The 17,747-nt window shown below is 62.9% G+C and carries 13 protein-coding genes; 8 read left to right on the forward strand and 5 right to left on the reverse strand.

Annotated features, from left to right (window positions below; genetic code table 11):
- Nucleotides 1–331: 331 nt before the first annotated feature.
- Complete coding sequence (locus tag OZ411_RS40560; protein WP_282532428.1) at nt 332–1,648, reverse strand: SGNH/GDSL hydrolase family protein; 1,317 nt, start codon at nt 1,646–1,648, stop codon at nt 332–334.
- 444 nt (nt 1,649–2,092) lie between these two features.
- Here OZ411_RS40560 and OZ411_RS40565 point away from each other — a divergent pair, with 444 nt between their 5' ends.
- Together OZ411_RS40565 and OZ411_RS40570 are read left to right on the forward strand one after the other, a co-directional pair.
- Nucleotides 2,093–3,622: a beta-(1-6) glucans synthase gene (locus OZ411_RS40565; protein WP_282532429.1), complete on the forward strand. Its 1,530-nt coding sequence runs from the start codon at nt 2,093–2,095 to the stop codon at nt 3,620–3,622.
- Nucleotides 3,623–3,640: 18 nt separating this feature from the next.
- Nucleotides 3,641–5,122, forward strand: a complete 1,482-nt coding sequence (locus OZ411_RS40570) for a GH1 family beta-glucosidase (RefSeq protein ID WP_282532430.1) — start codon at nt 3,641–3,643, stop codon at nt 5,120–5,122.
- A gap of 331 nt (nt 5,123–5,453) precedes the next feature.
- On the opposite strand, the gene OZ411_RS40575 is transcribed toward OZ411_RS40570, so the two are convergent.
- Nucleotides 5,454–6,890 carry a glutamine synthetase family protein gene (locus tag OZ411_RS40575; RefSeq protein ID WP_282532431.1) on the reverse strand — a complete coding sequence of 479 codons (1,437 nt, stop codon included), beginning with the start codon at nt 6,888–6,890 and terminating at the stop codon, nt 5,454–5,456.
- A gap of 151 nt (nt 6,891–7,041) precedes the next feature.
- The gene (locus tag OZ411_RS40580) at nt 7,042–8,400 is read right to left on the reverse strand and encodes an aromatic ring-hydroxylating dioxygenase subunit alpha (protein ID WP_130580576.1); all 1,359 of its coding nucleotides are present in this window, start codon (nt 8,398–8,400) and stop codon (nt 7,042–7,044) included.
- 117 nt (nt 8,401–8,517) lie between these two features.
- Here OZ411_RS40580 and OZ411_RS40585 point away from each other — a divergent pair, with 117 nt between their 5' ends.
- Nucleotides 8,518–9,303, forward strand: coding sequence for an IclR family transcriptional regulator C-terminal domain-containing protein (locus OZ411_RS40585; protein WP_130580575.1), 786 nt, complete (start codon nt 8,518–8,520; stop codon nt 9,301–9,303).
- A gap of 111 nt (nt 9,304–9,414) precedes the next feature.
- On the opposite strand, the gene OZ411_RS40590 is transcribed toward OZ411_RS40585, so the two are convergent.
- A complete protein-coding gene (locus OZ411_RS40590; RefSeq protein ID WP_130580574.1) occupies nt 9,415–10,323 on the reverse strand; it encodes a helix-turn-helix transcriptional regulator in 909 nt (302 codons plus the stop codon).
- A gap of 138 nt (nt 10,324–10,461) precedes the next feature.
- Between OZ411_RS40590 and OZ411_RS40595 the strand changes: the two genes are divergently transcribed.
- From OZ411_RS40595 to OZ411_RS40615, 5 genes are all read left to right on the forward strand, one after another.
- A complete protein-coding gene (locus OZ411_RS40595) occupies nt 10,462–12,006 on the forward strand; it encodes a benzoate-CoA ligase family protein (protein WP_282532432.1) in 1,545 nt (514 codons plus the stop codon).
- A 99-nt stretch (nt 12,007–12,105) separates the two neighbouring features.
- Nucleotides 12,106–12,915 (forward strand): alpha/beta hydrolase, encoded by an 810-nt coding sequence (locus OZ411_RS40600; RefSeq protein WP_282532433.1) that lies wholly within the window; start codon nt 12,106–12,108, stop codon nt 12,913–12,915.
- Between the two features lie 122 nt (nt 12,916–13,037).
- Nucleotides 13,038–14,726: a 2,3-epoxybenzoyl-CoA dihydrolase gene (gene boxC / locus OZ411_RS40605; protein ID WP_282532434.1), complete on the forward strand. Its 1,689-nt coding sequence runs from the start codon at nt 13,038–13,040 to the stop codon at nt 14,724–14,726.
- 118 nt (nt 14,727–14,844) lie between these two features.
- Nucleotides 14,845–16,296 carry a benzoyl-CoA 2,3-epoxidase subunit BoxB gene (boxB, locus tag OZ411_RS40610; RefSeq protein WP_282532435.1) on the forward strand — a complete coding sequence of 484 codons (1,452 nt, stop codon included), beginning with the start codon at nt 14,845–14,847 and terminating at the stop codon, nt 16,294–16,296.
- A 24-nt stretch (nt 16,297–16,320) separates the two neighbouring features.
- The gene (locus OZ411_RS40615) at nt 16,321–16,593 is read left to right on the forward strand and encodes a hypothetical protein (RefSeq protein WP_282532436.1); all 273 of its coding nucleotides are present in this window, start codon (nt 16,321–16,323) and stop codon (nt 16,591–16,593) included.
- A gap of 128 nt (nt 16,594–16,721) precedes the next feature.
- Here the strand turns inward: OZ411_RS40615 and OZ411_RS40620 are convergent, their stop codons facing one another.
- Nucleotides 16,722–17,531: an SDR family oxidoreductase gene (locus OZ411_RS40620; RefSeq protein WP_282532437.1), complete on the reverse strand. Its 810-nt coding sequence runs from the start codon at nt 17,529–17,531 to the stop codon at nt 16,722–16,724.
- Between the last annotated feature and the right edge of the window lie 216 nt (nt 17,532–17,747).

Below are 17,747 nucleotides of genomic sequence, written 5' to 3' on the forward strand. Positions count from 1 at the left end.
ACCCCCGTGCTTTTTGTTGCACGGGACCCACGGGTGCAACCGGCACCCGGCTTTCCCTGCGCCCTCTGATAGGGAGGAGGGTGGAAAGTGAAGCAAAGCTCGGGCGTAACGCGCCGCGAGAATGCGAACTCACATTCTCTCACCAACTCCACCGTCATGCCCCGCGAAGGCGGGCATCCAGTAACCGGCGGCCTCTCGATTCAAGCACTGCCGTCTCTGGGATACTGGATCGTCCGGTCAAGCCGGACGATGACAGCGGAGAGCTGTTTGACAATTGAATCAGAAACCCTCCACGTCGTCCCGTCTTTCGACAGGACGACGTCCCAGGTCGTCATTGTGAGCGCCAGCGACTTGTCCGCCGTAGCTCAACGAGCGAAGGCGGAAGCAATCCATCGCGCCGATCGTGGAGATGTGGATTGCTTCGTGCTAGCTCAGGCTGCGCGCGGAAGGATCGAGAATGGCGATGCCCGCATAGCCGGCGATGAGCGCGTAGCCGGTCTGGTTCGGATGCAATGGATCGTTCATCGCGGATGAATTCCAGGGTCCCGCCAAAGAGTCCCCAAATGTCGATAAACGGCACATTGGCGGCGTAAGCGAGCGATTTCATATTGGCAACATAGGCTGCCTGCGTCGGGTAAGACGCAAAGACGCCCGCCTCGGACGGAGCCCCGCTCATCAGGATCACGTCGCAGTTCACCGATTTCAGCGCATTGATCACCGTCGTCATGTTCGAGGTGACCGTCGAAAGCGGAATGCGATCGTCCCAATCGTTGATGATGCCGGCCTGGAATATCACCAGGTTCGGTGCTATCGCCGCGACGGCCGGCAATGTATTCCATGGGTGGCTGTCGACCACGAAATCAGCGCTGCCCCAGCGGCAGCCGCCAAGATTGTAGACGGACACTTCCCTGATTGCCGAGTTGAAGCATCTCAGCCCGGTCAAATAGACGTCTTTTGAATCGGTCGTCTTCCGGAGATTGATGGTGTGGTGACCGGGCGTACAGGTCGCCGTCGCCTTCATGAACGCGTTGGCGCCTGCGCAATCGACCGCGGCCAGCGGTGATGCTCCATCGACATCGATCGTGAAACGTCCGCTTTCGGGCGAGCGGGCGTACCAGACTTCAATGGTGTCTATCGGGTTTGTCGGGGAGAAGGACTGCGAAATCGCACTCGGGTGGCCGTGAAAAGATCCTCCGCAGAGCGTTCCGGAAGCCCTTATGTTACTGATCGCCCAACCGGTGCGATGAAGCCGCGCATCGAAGGCATGAACGTCGCCGGCAGCGGCGCTAACGTTGTTGTCACCCCATACGCTTGACCAGCTTCCGTTCGGGATCAGTCTTGCCAATTGCGTTGGCCACGATTTGCTCTTGGCGTTGGAGGCGAGTTCATTGCTGGCGGCACCCTGGCCGGCGACCGTTGAATCGCCGAGGCACCCGATGATCGCATTGGCTTCCCCGCGCTGCTGCGCCGCCGATGCTCTCTGCCAATTGGGGAGGTTAGAGCCGGTAAAATTGTAAAAGCCGGTGGGCAGCGGATTGCCGAGGGGCAGTACCTCGCCATAGGCCGGCGTCAGCAGACTACTCTGCCTCGAAAGTTGCATATAGGCCGCCAGCGCCGCAGCGCCTGCAATGAACTCGCGTCGCCGCATCAATGGCTTCCCCGCGCAATCGCCGGGGCTTTCATCAAGAACGCGCGTAGCTTGCCCATTGCCATTCCTGCGTTTGTAGGCGAATGAAAGACACTGCTATACTTGTTCCGTAAATCTACGGACGTGGTCTGTCGTAGTTGCCTATGGTCGATCTGGGAATTTAGCCTTGGCTTGACCGAGCCAAGCTAAAGCATTTGAAACAATGTCTTCAATCGCTTTCTTCAGCGACCTGGATGGTTCCTCGCGCTCCGCTGCGATCGTCGGTTCGGATGCAGCCCGGAGCGTTGCCTGATGCAGCTCGATGTTCCCGCCGTATTGAGCTCCAATCGTGCGAGCCGGTCGCCCGGTGGCACTGCCACAAGAGCGCCGCTCAGGGTTGCAGCGCCGCTGTGGCTGTTCTTGCTATCCATAGGCATGATTGTTGCGGTTTGGTGCTGGTTGGCGATGCCGGTCTCATTGGGACATGCGCCTGTCGATCTCGCGAAAAAACTGGATTGTGTTTCCTACGCGCCATTCCGCGGCCACCAGACGCCGTGGAATTCCTCCGTCATCATCAGCCCGGACCAGATCGCGGAAGACATCGCCGATCTTGCCAAGATCACCAACTGCATCCGCATCTACTCCGTAGAGAACGGTTTGGACAAGGTGCCGGAGCTCGCGTCAAAGGTCGGGCTGAAGGTGATCCTCGGCGTCTGGATCGGACGTGATCGTCTGAAGAACGCCAGCCTCATCGAAACTGCGGTGTCGCTGGCCAACCAATTCACTGACGTGGTCACCGCCGTCATCGTCGGCAACGAGGTGCTGCTTCGGGGTGAACTGCCCGAGGCGGGCCTTCGCGAAGCCATCCGCTCCGCCAAAGGCCGCGTCAGCGTCCCCGTGAGCTACGCCGACACCTGGGACTTCTGGCTGCGCTACCCGGAGCTCGGCCATGAGGTCGATTTCGTGACGATCCACGTCCTGCCCTATTGGGAAGACGTTCCGCCCCGCGCCGAGCACGCACCCCAGCATGTGCTCGACGCACGCAACAAGGTCGCTCTCGCATTTCCCGGAAAGGAGATCTTCATCGGCGAGGCCGGCTGGCCGAGCCGAGGACGCATGCGCGACGGCGCGCTGCCATCGCGCATCAATCAGGCGCGCTTCACCTTCGACCTCCTCGACAAGGCTAGTCGGGAGAACGTTCGTGTCAATTTGTTCGAAGCGTATGACGAGCCATGGAAGCGCCAGTGGGAAGGGACGGTGGGCGCTCATTGGGGGTGGCTCGATGGAGCAAGCCGGCGGCTGAAATATTCACCCGGAGCCGCCGTCAGCAACTATCCGTTCTGGAAGCTGCAGCTCGGCGCTGGACTGGCTTTCAGCATTGCCGTGTTCGTCACGGCGTTGTTGGCGCGCTTGCGCTCGGCTGCGCCAACGGCATTGCCGCGGTGGCTTGCGGTGGCGGCATCCGCCACCGTCGGCGGAATCCTGCTCGGTATGAGCGTCGAGAATGCGCTCTACGAAAGCTACGGCTTTGCCGGATTGATGCGGCAAGGATCGCTGTTGATCGCAGCAACGGTTCTGCCGCTCCTGTGCATGAACGCCTTGATGTCGGGCCGCGCGCTCCCAGCGTTTGCGGAATTGATCGGACCACGTGAGATGCGAGCGCGATCCTTGCCGGCACTGCTTCTCGGCGCGGTGCTTTTCGTCACCGCCCTGGCCGCAACGGAAAGTGCACTGGGCCTCATGTTCGACCCGCGGTCGCGCGACTTCCCGTTTGCCAGCTTGACCATGGCGGCGGTGCCGATCCTGGTGGTGACGCTGCTGAACCGTCGAAAGCCGGAAGTCTGCGCAACGTCCGAGTCGGTATTCGCGGGCCTGTTCGCGGCCGCCGCGGTCTACCTCCTGCTGAATGAAGGCTTTCAAAACTGGCAGTCGTTGTGGACCGCGGCCGCGTTGTTCCTGCTTGGCGCCGCGCTGTGGTCGTCGCGCGACCGGTGAAATTTCTGGAGTACGTCGATGTCGCTGGATGGACTTTCACGGCGTCATTTCGCAACGCTCGCCGGAGGGGCAGCGCTCGGATTGTCGGCCGCGCCGGTCCATCCGGCCGATGCTGGCAGGTCGCAGGAGGTCAGAGCCGCCGCTGAAAATTCGCTGGCCGGATTTCCGGTCGACTTCCGTTGGGGCACGGCGACCTCGGCCTATCAGATCGAAGGAGCCGTCAACGAAGACGGACGTGGGCCCGCGATCTGGGATGGTTTTGCCCGCACGCCAGGGACCATCATCGATAACAGCAATGCGGATGTCGCGGATGATCATTATCGCCTGTACCGCGACGACGTCCAGTTGATGAAGGCGCTGGGAGCCACGGCGTATCGTTTCTCGATCGCCTGGCCGCGTATCTTCCCGGATGGATCGGGCACGCCAAATCCGAAAGGCCTGGACTTCTACGATCGGTTGATCGACGAACTCCTGGCAAACGACATAGAGCCGTTTGCCACGCTCTATCATTGGGATCTGCCCCAGGCGTTGCAGGACCGTTTCGGCGGCTGGATGTCTCGCGACACCGCGAAGGCCTTTGCGGACTACGCGGCTTATGTCGCCGAGCGCTTGACCGATCGCGTCAGCCACATCTTCACCATCAACGAATGTTCGAGGCTCGTTCATCTCGGCCACGGCCTTGGGATCGACGCCCCGGGTTTGAAACTGCCGCAAGCCGAGTTGAATCAGGTCCGTCACAACGTCGCGCTGGGCCATGGCCTTTCGGTGCAGGCGATCCGTGCGCGTGGCCGGCCGGGAACCAAGGTCGGGCCCGCGGAGAATCTGGTCGTCTGCATACCGGCGATCGACACACCCGCGAACGTGCGCGCCGCAGAAATTGCGACACGCGAACTCAACGGCGGCTATCTGACCGTGATACTCGAGGGACAGTACATCGACGGCTTTCTGGCTCAGGCCGGAAAGGATGCTCCAAAATACACGACTGAAGATCTCCGCATCATCTCGTCGCCGATCGATTTTCTGGGGCTGAACATCTACAAGCCCGACCATTACGTGCTGGCCGCCGATAATGAGCGCGGCTTCACCTTGGCGCCGTTTCCAGCATCATTCCCTCACATGGATGCGGATTGGCTCCGGTTCGGACCCGAGGCGATGTACTGGGCGCCGCGTCACGCGGCGAAGCTGTGGGGCGTGCGGTCGATCTATATCACCGAGAACGGGACGTCGTCGGCGGACGAACCCGACGCGGACGGCAATGTCTACGACCTCGATCGGGTGATGTATCTCCGGAATTATCTGCAGCAACTGCAGCGCGCGACGTCGCAGGGAGTGCCCGTGGCCGGCTACTTCCTGTGGAGCCTGATCGACAATTTCGAATGGGCGGACGGCTATCAGAAAAGGTTCGGGATCTATCGGGTCGACTTCAAGACGCAACACCGTACGCCGAAACTGAGCGCGTCGTTCTACCGTGAGGTCATCAAGCAAAACTCAGTGGTCTGATACGCCGGTCAGACGGGCGCACCTAAATGCTTTCCGCTGAAGTCAGCGGCCCAGATGATGCCGGCCCATCTGGATAAGGCTGGCGCGGCAGGCGAAGTGGTAAATGATGCCGATGAGATATGCCAACATGATCGAACTCCGCTGTTGATCATGGAGGGGTATGTTGACCCCTTATTCTTTCAGGAGATTTTCGCGGCGTCGCGAAAATGGTTTCGTGGCGGTCATAGTGGATTTCGTCGGGCGACGAAGCACGAAACCGAGTCACGCGCGCGTGACGGATACCGCCGTCATTTGGTGAGGGCTACTGTCCTTCTCCGCGGCGTCCGCCGATTCAGAACATTTCGAAATATTCGCGATGCTCCCAGTCGGACACTTCGGCCTGGAAACGCTCGATCTCGGCGTTCTTGATATGCACGTAGTAATCGACGAACTCCGCGCCCAACGCTTGGCGGAAGAACGGATCGTCGCTCAGCGCGAACACCGCCTCGCGCAGGCTCTTCGGCAATAGCGCCGCTTTGGTCTCATAGGGCGTGTCGGCCGACGGCCCGGGATCGAGCTTGCGGTCGATGCCGTCGAGTCCCGACAGAATCTGCGAGGCCATGTAGAGATAAGGATTGGCGGCCGGCTCCCCGATCCGGTTCTCCACCCGTGTCGCCGGATCGCCCGCGCCGCCGAGCACGCGGATCATCACGCCGCGATTATCGCGGCCCCAGATGGCACGGTCCGGTGCTAGCGAATAGGAACGGTAGCGCTTGTAGCCGTTGATGGTCGGCGTCGTGAACACGGTGGAGGCGCGGGCATGCTGCAACAGCCCGGCGAGGTAGCAGGACCCGAACGGGCTCAAGGCCTGGTCGGTCTCCTTCGCCATGAACGCATTCTCGCCGCTTGTGCGGGACACCAGCGACTGATGCAGGTGCCAGCCAGACGCAAAGACGTTGGGCAGTTTCGGCCGGCACATGAAGGTCGCGTGATAGCCATGCCGCCGCGCGATCTGCTTCACCGCGGCTCGGAACAGCACCATGGTGTCGGCGGGTTCGATGCCTGCGGTCGGCTGGAAAGTGAATTCGCACTGGCTCGGGCCGAACTCGACCTCGACCGAGCGCAGCGGCAGGCCGAGCGCGAGCACGTCGCGGCGGATGATCTCCAGCGCCGGCTCCATCTGGTCGTAACGCTGCTCGGTCAGGTATTGATAGCCGTGCGAGAGCAGGCTGACCGAGGGCGGCCGGCCCGGCTGGCCCGAGTCCTCCGGCGCCATATGCGCGTCGTCGAGCTTGAAGAGGTGGAATTCGACCTCGAGACCCGCAACGAAATCATAGCCGCGCGCGCCGAGCTGATCGAGCACCCTGCGATAGAGGCTGCGCGTCGCGAAAGGCACCGGACGGCCGTCATTGAAATAGATGTCGCAGAGCAGCCAGCCTGTCGTGGGTGCCCATGGCAGCACGCGGAACGTGGTGGGATCGGCCACCATCAGCACGTCGGCGGCGCCCTCCATCTCCTTCATGCCGAAGCCGCCGCCGGTGGTAAACACCGGGAACACCGTCTTGTGCGAGGTGTCCTTGGCCAGCATGGTCGTGGTGATCGAGCAGCCGCTTTCCAGCGCGCGCACCGCTTCGCTTGCGATCAGCGTCTTGCCGCGCAGGATGCCGTGCTGGTCCGGCAACGACAGCCTGATGACTTCGAGGTTCTTCTCTTCGACGATGCGGCGGACCCGCACCGCCGCCTCCTTCTGCTCATCCGACCACAGGCCGTGACGCTCAACAAAGCTCAACGCGCCGTTCCTTTGCATTGGTCGTCATTGCGAGCCACCGGGTCGGCGCGAAGCGCCGCCCGATGACAGGCCGCGCGAAGCAATCCATCCATCCACGCGCGCGGAGGCAATGGATTGCTTCGCTTGGCTCGCAATGACGGGGAAAGCAACATCATTCGGCCGCCGAGAGATGCTGCACCTTGCCGGCGATCTCGCTCGGCACCGGCGCGGCCCACGGTGCACCGCGGCGCCGCTTGACGTCGACTTCCATCCAGTAGAGCTCCCAGCCCTGGGTCGGCCCTATGCCGTCCATGGTCGCGGGCCCCTGGATGCTGCGGGACGTCGCCTCGTCGAGGAACAGCATCGGCTTCTCGCCGCCGGACACCTTTTCGATCTCCTGCCGCAGCAGCCGGCGATACTGCACGATCGCCTTGTCGCTCTGGCCGAGATGCTCCTTGGTACGGTCCTGGATCGGGCCCATCGATTCCACCGCCCACTGGTCGTGGACGTTGATGTCGTTGCCCATGCCGGTATAAGTCGCGGTCATCTGCTCGTGCGGATCGAAGCCGTAATCGTTCGACCTGTTCTTGCGCGAGATGTAGTCGGGCAGCTCATAGAGCTCGAGCCGCTGGTCGCGCATTTTCTTCTTGTCGACCGGCGCCGCGTAGCTGGTGAAGATCGCGTACCAATAGCAGTTCTCGTCATCGACAGGCACATGCCACTGCGTGATCGTCATCTCCGTACTCATCGGGATGACGAAGCCGTGCGGGAAAAGCTGGTTGGTCACGCGAACATGCGTGCGCTCGTCGTCGAGTTCGCGCAGCGCGATCAACCGCAGGCCATATTCGGTGTGCTCGACATTGATGATGGGACGGTCATATTCGCGCAGGATCCTGGTCATCGGCATGTCGGATCCCGCGGAAGCGCCGCGGAACTGTTTGCCGTAGGCAGTCGAGGTGTCCTCGTCTTCGAAGAAGCGGTGCAGATAGGAGGCGTGCGAGGGATCGATGCCGACTTCGAGCGCCTGCAGCCAGTTGCAGTTCATGTGGCCCTTGAATGCGAAGGTGTGGCTGCCGGGCGCCACGAAGCAGTCGATCTCCGGAAAGGCGGGCGGGCTGCCTTCGCCGAGATAGGCCCAGAGGATGCCGCTCTTCTCGACCACGGGATAGGAGCGCTGCCGGATGCCTTTGCAGAGCTGCGAGCTCCTCGGCTCGGCCGGCGTCTCGAGGCATTGGCCGGTGACGTCGAACAGCCAGCCGTGGAAGGCGCAGCGCAGCCCGCCATGTTCGAGCCGGCCGAAGGCGAGGTCGGCGCCGCGATGCGCGCAGTGGCGGTCGATCAGGCCGTAGCGGCCTTGCTCGTCGCGAAACAGCACGAGGTTTTCGCCAAGCAGCCTGACCGGACGCACCGGCCGCGGCCCCTCGAGCTCGTCCACCAGCGCCGCTGGCTGCCAGTACATTCGCATCAATTTCCCGCACGGATCCTTCGGCCCGGTGCGGGTGATCAGGTCGTTCTGCTCCTGACTCATCATGGCGGCGGTCCTCCCCGGGCGCTCAGATTTGTTCGCCTATTGAACGAATGGGCGAATTATGCCATGGCTTAATCGAGCGGCAAGCACAATTTTTGATCGTGCCGCCAGGACGGACCCATGCCGAAGCTGAAGCGTGAGGATCGCGAAGAGCGCGCCACCGATTTCGTCGAGAGCCTCGACCGTGGCCTGCGGCTGCTGCAGATCTTCGGCACCATCACCGGACCTGCGTCGCTGAGCGATCTGGCGCGCGCCGCCGACCTGCCGCGTGCCACGGCACGGCGCATCCTGTTCACGCTTGAACGCGGCGGGTTCGTCGCGACCGATGGCAAGCTGTTCACGCTCACGGCGCATGTGCTGACGCTTGCAGGATCGTACCTGCGTTCGAACCAGGTGATCGCGGTGCTGCAGCCGGTGCTCGATCGCATCGCGAGCGCGGCGCAGGAGATCAGTTCGCTCGCGCTGCTCGATGGCGACGAGGTCGTGTTCGTCGCGCGCGGCAGCCCGGCGAGGATGTTCTCCAGCGGTCTCGATATCGGCTACCGCCTGCCGGCCTTCTGCACGTCGGTCGGCCGCGCCATGCTCGGTCGCTTCACCGATGATGAATTGGCAACGAGACTAAAGGCAATGCGCCGCGAGGCGCTGACGCCGCAGACGGTGACCGATCCGAAGCGGCTGCTCGCCGCCATCATCGCCGATCGGCAAAAGGGTTACTCGCTGGTGGACCGCGAAGCCGAGCCGCATTTCCGCTCGATCTCGGTGCCGGTCCGCCGGTACGACGACACCATCGTCGCCGCCATCAATATGGGCGCCCATGTCGATCGCGTGCCGACGGAAGAATTGATCGAACGCTTCCTGCCGCTGCTGCGAGAGGGAGCGGAGGATGTGAAGAGCAGGCTGCTCTGACGCGTGTAGCCGGGATGAAGCGAAGCGTAATCCGGGGTGTTTCGCGGGCGGATGGAGTTTTCCCGGGTTGCGCTGCGCTCCACCCGGGCTACGCGGTCGTCGCGTTGCAGGCTACATCGCCACGCTGCGCAATCCAAAACTGCGCGCCTGATTCTGCAGCACCGGCGTCACAGCTTCGATCAGCCGCGCGGCGGCGGCATCGACGGACAGGCCGGCGGTATCCACCACGGCCGACGCACGCGAATAAAGCGGCTCGCGGCTGACCAGGATGTTGCGCAGCTCCGCCATCGCGGAGCGATCGTCAGCCATCGGCCGCAGGTCGCCTTGCCGGCGCACCCGCGCCATGTGCTCTTCTGGCTCGGCCTTGAGCCAGATCGTGTAGAACGACGACAGGATCAGGTCGAAGGTGAGGGGCTCGGAGACGATGCCGCCGCCGGTCGCGAGCACCATCAATTCGTTCCGCGCCAGCAATTGCTTCAGCGCGACCTGCTCCATGCGCCGGAAACCTTCCTGGCCGTAGAGCGCGATGATCTCGGCGACGGAGAGGCCATTCTCGCGCTCGACTTCCTTGTTGAGTTCGACAAAGCTCCAGCCGATCCGTTTCGCCAGCATCCTGCCGAGCGTGGATTTGCCGGCGCCGCGCAGCCCGATCAGGGCAATGCCTGAGAACGAGGAGCGCCGCGGCGCGGATGCGCTGCCGCCGGCGAGGATGTCCTTGGTATGAGCGATCTGCTCAGGCGTCGCCTTGCGCAGGAGATCGCGGATCACGGCCCAGTCCGGCGCCGGCTCAGCGGAGGGGATCAGGTCTTCCAGATGCGCCCCCATCGCGTGCGACACCCGGCGCAGCAGCACGATCGAGACATTGCCCTTGCCGCTTTCGAGCTGCGCGATATAGCGCTCCGAAATTCCCGAAACCTTGGCGAGCACTTTCCGCGACATGCCGCGCAGCGCGCGCATCGTGCGCACGCGCTGGCCGAGCTGTTCGAGGAAATCGGTTTCGGGATCGGGCTTTTCGGTCATATCCCCCACGCACGGAGAAGTCAGGAAGGATAGTGCCGACCAGGATTGACAGCAAGCCGCTCCGGTGGCTTTCTATGAATTATAATTCTTAAATCTGGGGAGAGACGTGGTGGCGTGCTTTGGCGTAGGGAGCAGGGCATGAGCGGCACCTCCTACAACGCGGTGACCTGGCTATTGGACCGCAACGTCGATGAGGGCCGCGGCGACAAGCTCGTCTTCGACGACACCGTCTCGCAACTCAGCTACGGCGAGCTGCAGCGGCAGACACGCCGTCTTGGCAATCTGCTGCGTCGTCTCGGCGTCCGCCGCGAGGAGCGCGTGGCGATGATCATGCTCGACACGGTCGATTTCCCGATCGTGTTTCTGGGCGCGATCCGCGCCGGCGTGGTGCCGGTGCCGCTGAACACACTGCTCACCGCCGATCAATACGCCTATGTGCTCGCCGACTGCCGCGCGCGAGTGCTGTTCATCTCCGAAGCGCTGCTGCCGGTGGTGAAGGACATCGTCGGGCGGATGCCTGACCTCGAGCATGTTGTCGTCTCCGGCAATGACGCGCACGGCCACAAGACATTTTCCGACGAGCTGGCGCGCGAGGACGATGACTTCACGACCGCCGCGACCCATCCCGACGAGCCCGCATTCTGGCTCTATTCCTCGGGCTCGACCGGCATGCCCAAGGGCGTGCGCCACCTGCATTCCAACCTCGCCGCCACGGCGGAGACGTACGCCAGGCAGGTGCTCGGCATCCAGGAGAACGACGTCGGGCTATCAGCGGCAAAGCTGTTCTTTGCTTACGGCCTCGGCAACGCGCTCACCTTCCCGATGTCGGTCGGAGCCACCACGATCCTCAATTCCGAGCGGCCGACACCCGCGGTGATGTTTGCGCTGATGAACAAATATCATCCGACCATCTTCTACGGCGTGCCGACGCTGTTCGCGTCGATGCTGAACGATGAAGCGTCGAAGACGACGCCCGCGGGGAAACGGCTGCGCATCTGCACCTCCGCCGGCGAGGCGCTGCCGGAATCCGTCGGCAACGCCTGGAAGGCGCGCTTCGGCGTCGACATCCTCGACGGCGTCGGCTCGACCGAGCTCTTGCACATCTTCCTGTCGAATGCGCCCGGCGACATCAAATACGGCTCGTCCGGCCGCCCCGTGCCCGGCTACAAAGTGAGGCTCGTCAACGAAAACGGCGCCGACGTGCCGGATGGCGAAGTCGGCGAACTGCTGGTCGATGCGCCCTCCGCCGGCGAGGGCTACTGGAATCAGCGCAGCAAGAGCCGGCAGACCTTCGAAGGTCATTGGACCCGCACCGGCGACAAATACATCCGCGATGCCGAGGGCCGTTATACCTTCTGCGGCCGCAGCGACGACATGTTCAAGGTCTCCGGCATCTGGGTCTCGCCCTTCGAGGTCGAGAGCGCGCTGATCACCCATCCCGCCGTGCTGGAGGCCGCCGTCGTGCCGGAAGCCGATCCGGAAGGATTGCTCAAGCCGAAGGCCTTCGTGGTGCTGCGCGCGGATGCGAACACCGATGGCCTGCACGAGGCGCTCAAGGAGTACGTCAAGCAGAAGATCGGCCCGTGGAAATATCCGCGCTGGATCGACGTGGTCGAGAGCCTGCCGAAGACCGCGACAGGCAAGATCCAGCGCTTCAAGTTGCGGGACGGCGACCGCAAATGACGCCGTCATTCCGGGGCGTCCGAAGGACGAACCCGGAATCTCGAGATTCCGGATCGGGTCGCTGCGCGACCCGTCCGGAATGACTGAGCAGGAGACGTTATGGCAAATCTCGCACCATCAGGCTTTCTCAACATCAACGGCTCCGATCTCGAATACCGCATGATCGGCCCGGCTCCCGACACGGCGCCGACCATTGTGATGCTGCATGAAGGCCTGGGTTCGGTCGGGCTGTGGGGCGACTTTCCGGAACAGCTTCAGGACACGACCGGCGCCGGCGTGTTCGCCTATTCGCGCGCCGGCTATGGCGCCTCGAGCCCGGTGAAGCTGCCGCGCCCGCTCGACTATATGCACATCGAAGCGCAGGAGGTGCTGCCGGAACTGCTGGATGTCATCGGCTTCCGCCGCGGGCTTTTCGTCGGGCATTCCGATGGCGCGTCGATCGCGGCGATCTACGCCGGCTCGCACCAGGACCATCGCCTGCAGGGCATTGCATTGATCGCGCCGCACTTCATCGTCGAGGACATCTCGGTGAAGTCGATCGCCGAGATCAAGACGATGTACGAGAGCACGAACCTGAAGGAGAGGATGGCGCGCTGGCACAAGGATGTCGACAACGCCTTCTACGGCTGGAACGGCGCCTGGCTCGATCCGAAATTCCGCGACTGGGATATTTCCGAATACCTCGCCTATATCCGCGTGCCCATCGCGATCCTGCAGGGCGAGGCCGACCAGTACGGAACGTTGCGCCAGGCCGAGATGGCCAAGGAAGAGTGCTACTGCCCGGTCGATGTGACGGTCATTCCAGGTGCCGGCCATTCGCCACATCGCGAGGCGCCGGAGGCAACGCTCAAGACGATTGCCGATTTCGCCGAGGCGGCGTTGCGGACTGACCAGCCGCAAGCGGCTTAGGCCGCTGGCCTAACGGTTGGAACATGAAACAAAGTGCATGTTCTCGCGTTCTTGACTAGACCAAATCAAAAACATGCATTATTGTGCATGATCAGATAACCAATAACGCACAAGGGTGGCTCATGGCCGGTGAGGATCGCGTGCTCGCAAACGGCGCGAAATACATCGATTTTCAGACCGAGCCGTCCCGGTACCGGCATTGGAAGCTTGATGTCGACGGCGAGGTCGCAACCCTGACCATGGACGTCGATGAGAATGCCGGCCTGTTCGAAGGCTACCAGCTCAAGCTCAATTCCTACGACCTCGGCGTCGACATCGAACTCGCTGACGCCGTGCAGCGGCTGCGCTTCGAGCACCCCGATGTGAAGGTCGTGGTGATGCGCTCGGGCAAGAACCGCGTGTTCTGCGCCGGCGCCAACATCCGCATGCTCGCGGGCTCGACGCACGCGCACAAGGTCAATTTCTGCAAATTCACCAATGAGACCCGCAACGGGATCGAGGACTCCTCCGAGAATTCCGGCCAACGCTTCATCACTGTCGTCAACGGCACCGCGGCCGGCGGCGGCTATGAGCTCGCGCTCGCGACCGACCACATCATCCTCGCCGACGACGGCGCGGCCGCCGTGGCGCTGCCGGAAGTGCCGCTGCTCGCGGTGCTGCCGGGCACCGGCGGGCTGACGCGCGTCGTCGACAAGCGCAAGGTGCGCCGCGACCATGCCGACTTCTTCTGCACCATCGAGGAGGGCATCAAGGGCAAGCGCGCGGTGCAGTGGCGCCTCGTCGACGAGATCGCGCCGAACAGCAAGCTGGAAGGCAAGCTCGCCGAGCGCGTCAAGGAATTCGCCGCCAAATCGACCCGCAACGGCAGCGGCAAGGGCATTGCGCTCTCGCCGCTCAACCGCGTGATCGACGAGAACAGCATCCGCTACGGCTTCGTCAGCGTCGATATCGATCGGCCTGCGCGCATCGCGACGATCTCGATCCAGGCGCCGGAGGCTGCGCCGCCTGCCGATGTCGACGGCCTGATCGCGCAAGGCGCCGCGTTCTGGCCGCTGCAGGTCGCGCGCGAGCTTGACGATGCGATCCTGCATCTGCGCATCAACGAGCTTGGGATCGCGATGCTGGTGTTCAAGAGCCACGGCGATCCCGCTCGTGTCGCCGCCTATGACGACTTCCGCGAGGCCAACAAGACATATTGGCTGGTCAACGAGATCAGGCACATTTGGAAGCGCGTGCTGAAGCGCATCGACGTCACCTCGCGCACGCTGGTGACGCTGGTCGAGCCCGGCTCCTGCTTCGTCGGCACGCTCGCCGAACTCGTGTTCGCGGCCGATCGCTCCTACATGCTGATCGGCTCGCGCGAGGGCGACAACCGCCCGCCGCCCGCGATCCAGCTCACCGCGATGAATTTTGGACCCTATCCGATGAGCCACGGGCTCACCCGGCTGCAATCGCGCTTCCAGGCCGATCCTGCCGATCTGGAGCGCGCGCGTGGCGCGATCGGCAAGGCGCTCGATGCGGAAGAGGCCGAGGAGCTCGGCCTCGTCACCTTCGCGCTCGACGACATCGACTGGGACGACGAGGTGCGCGTGTTCCTCGAGGAGCGCACCAGCTTCTCCCCCGACGGCCTCACCGGCATGGAAGCGAACCTGCGCTTCGTCGGTCCCGAGACCATGGAATCGAAAATCTTTGCGCGTTTGACCGCGTGGCAGAACTGGATCTTCCAGCGCCCCAATGCGGTCGGCGAAGAGGGCGCGCTGCGCCGCTACGGCACCGGCCAGAAGGCGCAGTTCGATATGACGAGAGTTTAGGGCGAATAGTGAATAGCGAATGGCGAATAGGATTCCATTCGCTACTCGCCATTCGCTATTCGCGAGCGCGTGTTCGGTAGCAAGCTTTGAACGAGATTATCTCCAACGGGAGGTCCCCATGAACATGAACATCATGAACGTCGACTACTCGACCAAGATTCCCAACAACGTGAATCTGTCGGCGGATCGTCAGGTCCTGAAGGCGCTGGAGGGCTGGCATCCCGGCTACATGGACTGGTGGAGCGACATGGGGCCGGAAGGTTTTCAGCAATCGCTGGTCTATTTGCGCACCGCCTATTCGGTCGATCCGCGCGGCTGGGCCAAGTTCGACTACGTCAAGATGCCCGAATATCGCTGGGGCATCCTGCTGGCGCCGCAGGAAGAGAACCGCGTGGTGCCGTTCGGTGCCCATTATGGCGAGCCTGCCTGGCAGGAAGTGCCGGGCGAGCATCGCGCCATGTTGCGGCGGCTGATCGTGATCCAGGGCGACACCGAGCCGGCCTCCGTCGAGCAGCAGCGCCACCTCGGCAAGACCGCGCCCTCGCTCTACGACATGCGCAATTTGTTCCAGGTCAATGTTGAGGAAGGCCGCCATCTCTGGGCGATGGTCTATCTGCTGCAGAAATATTTCGGCCGCGACGGCCGCGAGGAGGCGGATGACCTGTTGCGCCGCCGCTCGGGCGATGCCGACGCACCGCGCATGCTGGGTGCTTTCAATGAGGCGACGCCGGATTGGCTCTCCTTCTTCATGTTCACCTATTTCACCGACCGCGACGGCAAGATGCAGTTGCATTCGCTGGCACAGTCCGGCTTCGACCCGCTGTCGCGCACCTGCCGCTTCATGCTGACGGAAGAGGCGCACCACATGTTCGTCGGCGAAACCGGCATCAGCCGCGTCGTGCAGCGGACCTGCGAGGCGATGCGCGAAGCCGGTATCGAGGATCCGACCGACATCGCGAAAGTGCGGGCGCTCGGTGTGATCGACCTGCCGACCATCCAGAAGAAGCTGAACCTGCACTATTCGCTGTCGCTCGATTTGTTCGGCTCCGAGGTCTCGACCAACGCCGCCAACGCCTTCAACGCCGGCATCAAGGGCCGCTACAAGGAGACGACGATCGATGACGATCATCAGCTCCAGAACTCGACTTATCCGGTGCTGAAACTGATCGACGGCGAGCTCAAGCTGGTCGACGAGCCGGCGCTGACCGCGCTCAACATGCGCCTGCGCGACGACTACACCCAGGACTGCGTGAAGGGCATGCTGCGCTGGAACAAGGTGATCTCGACATCAGGCTACGACTACAAGCTCGCAGTGCCGCACGTCGCCTTCCATCGCGCCATCGGCGAGTTCAAGGACATCGAGGCGACGCCCGAGGGAATCCTGATCGACGCAGCCACCTGGAACAAACGCAAGACTGAATGGTTGCCGACCATCGAAGATGGCGAGTTCATCGCTTCGCTGATGAAGCCCGTCACCGAGATTGGGAAATTCGCCTCCTGGATCTCAGCGCCAAAGGTAGGTATCGACAACAAGCCCGGCGATTTCGAGTATGTGAAGATCGAGTCGTAACCTGGCATTCGGGGAGAAGACGGCATGGACCCCGACCATGACCTTGAAGGGATGGACCGCGACCAACTGGTCGCGGAGGTGAAACGCCTGCGGGCAGGTATCCGCGCGCACCGGGACAGCACTGGTCACGATTTGTGCTGGCATCATCCCGACCTGTGGGGGCTGCTTCCCGAACGGGTTGCGCCGGAGGTTGCCGTCCCGCCATGGCCGAAATTCTTGCGTGGCTGCCTGCGATACCGGGAGGCGCTCGATCGCGAACTGCCCAACGCGCCGCGCGCTGACCACGAATACGAGTGACGCTGCCGCGGGCGATCTTAGTCCCGTAGCCCGGGTGGAGCGCAAGCGTAACCCGGGGCCGCCCGTAAACATCGACTCCGATGTCCCGGGTTTCGCTTTCGCTCCACCCGCTACGAATGCGTACCTCGCTACGAATCCCAGCCGCTGCCCTTGATCCCGGCATTCGCATAGACGATGCCGCCGTCCACCGTGATGGTGGCGCCGACCACATAGTCGCCGGCGCGGGAGGCGAGATAGATCGCAGCACCCGCCATGTCCTCGTCGGTGCCGATCCGGCCCGACGGCACCTTCGTCGCGACCTCCTCGGCATTGTCGCGCGCCGCGCGGTTCAAGTCCGATTTGAACGGCCCCGGCGCGATCGCGGTGACCACCACATGATCGCCGATCAGCTTCACCGCCATCCGCCGCGTCAGGTGGATCAAGCCGGCCTTGCTTGCGGCATAGGAATAGGTCTCCAGCGGGTTGACGAAGATGCCGTCGATCGAGGCGATGTTGATCACCTTCGCCGGCCGCTCGGCGCTTGCGGCCGCGCGCAGCGGCGCCGCCAGCGCCTTGGTCAGGAAGAACGGCGCCTTGACGTTGAGGTTCATCACCTTGTCCCAGCCGCTTTCCGGAAACTCGTCGAAGTCGGCGCCCCATGCCGCGCCGGCATTGTTGACGAGGATGTCGAGCCTCGGCTCGCGCTTCTTGATCTCGGCGGCCAGCATCTCGATGCCGGCGAGACCGGAGATGTCGATCGGCAGCGCGATGCATTCGCCGCCATACTCCGCCGAAAGCTCCTTTGCGGTCTCCTCGCACGGCCCGGCTTTCCGCGCGGTGATGTAGACCTTGGCCGCGCCTTGCGCGAGGAAGCCCGCGGCGATCATCCTGCCGATGCCGCGCGATCCGCCCGTCACCAGCGCAACGCGGCTCTTGAGTGAAAACAGATCCTTGAACATGCGTTCCTCCAAATGTGTTGCCCAAGGTTGTGAAAGGAGCACCGAGACGAGTCAAGAATCCCGTCGTCCCGGCGAAGGCCGGGACCCATACCGCGGAAATCTATCGGTGAAGCGATCCGGTCGACACTTTCCTTACACAGCCGCACCCTGTGGTTGATGGGGTGGACGGCCCCCTACGGCATCAGTTGTGCCAGAATGAGGTTGTCGAAATCTCAA

This window comes from Bradyrhizobium sp. Arg237L (assembly GCF_029990105.1).
Lineage (GTDB): Bacteria > Pseudomonadota > Alphaproteobacteria > Rhizobiales > Xanthobacteraceae > Bradyrhizobium.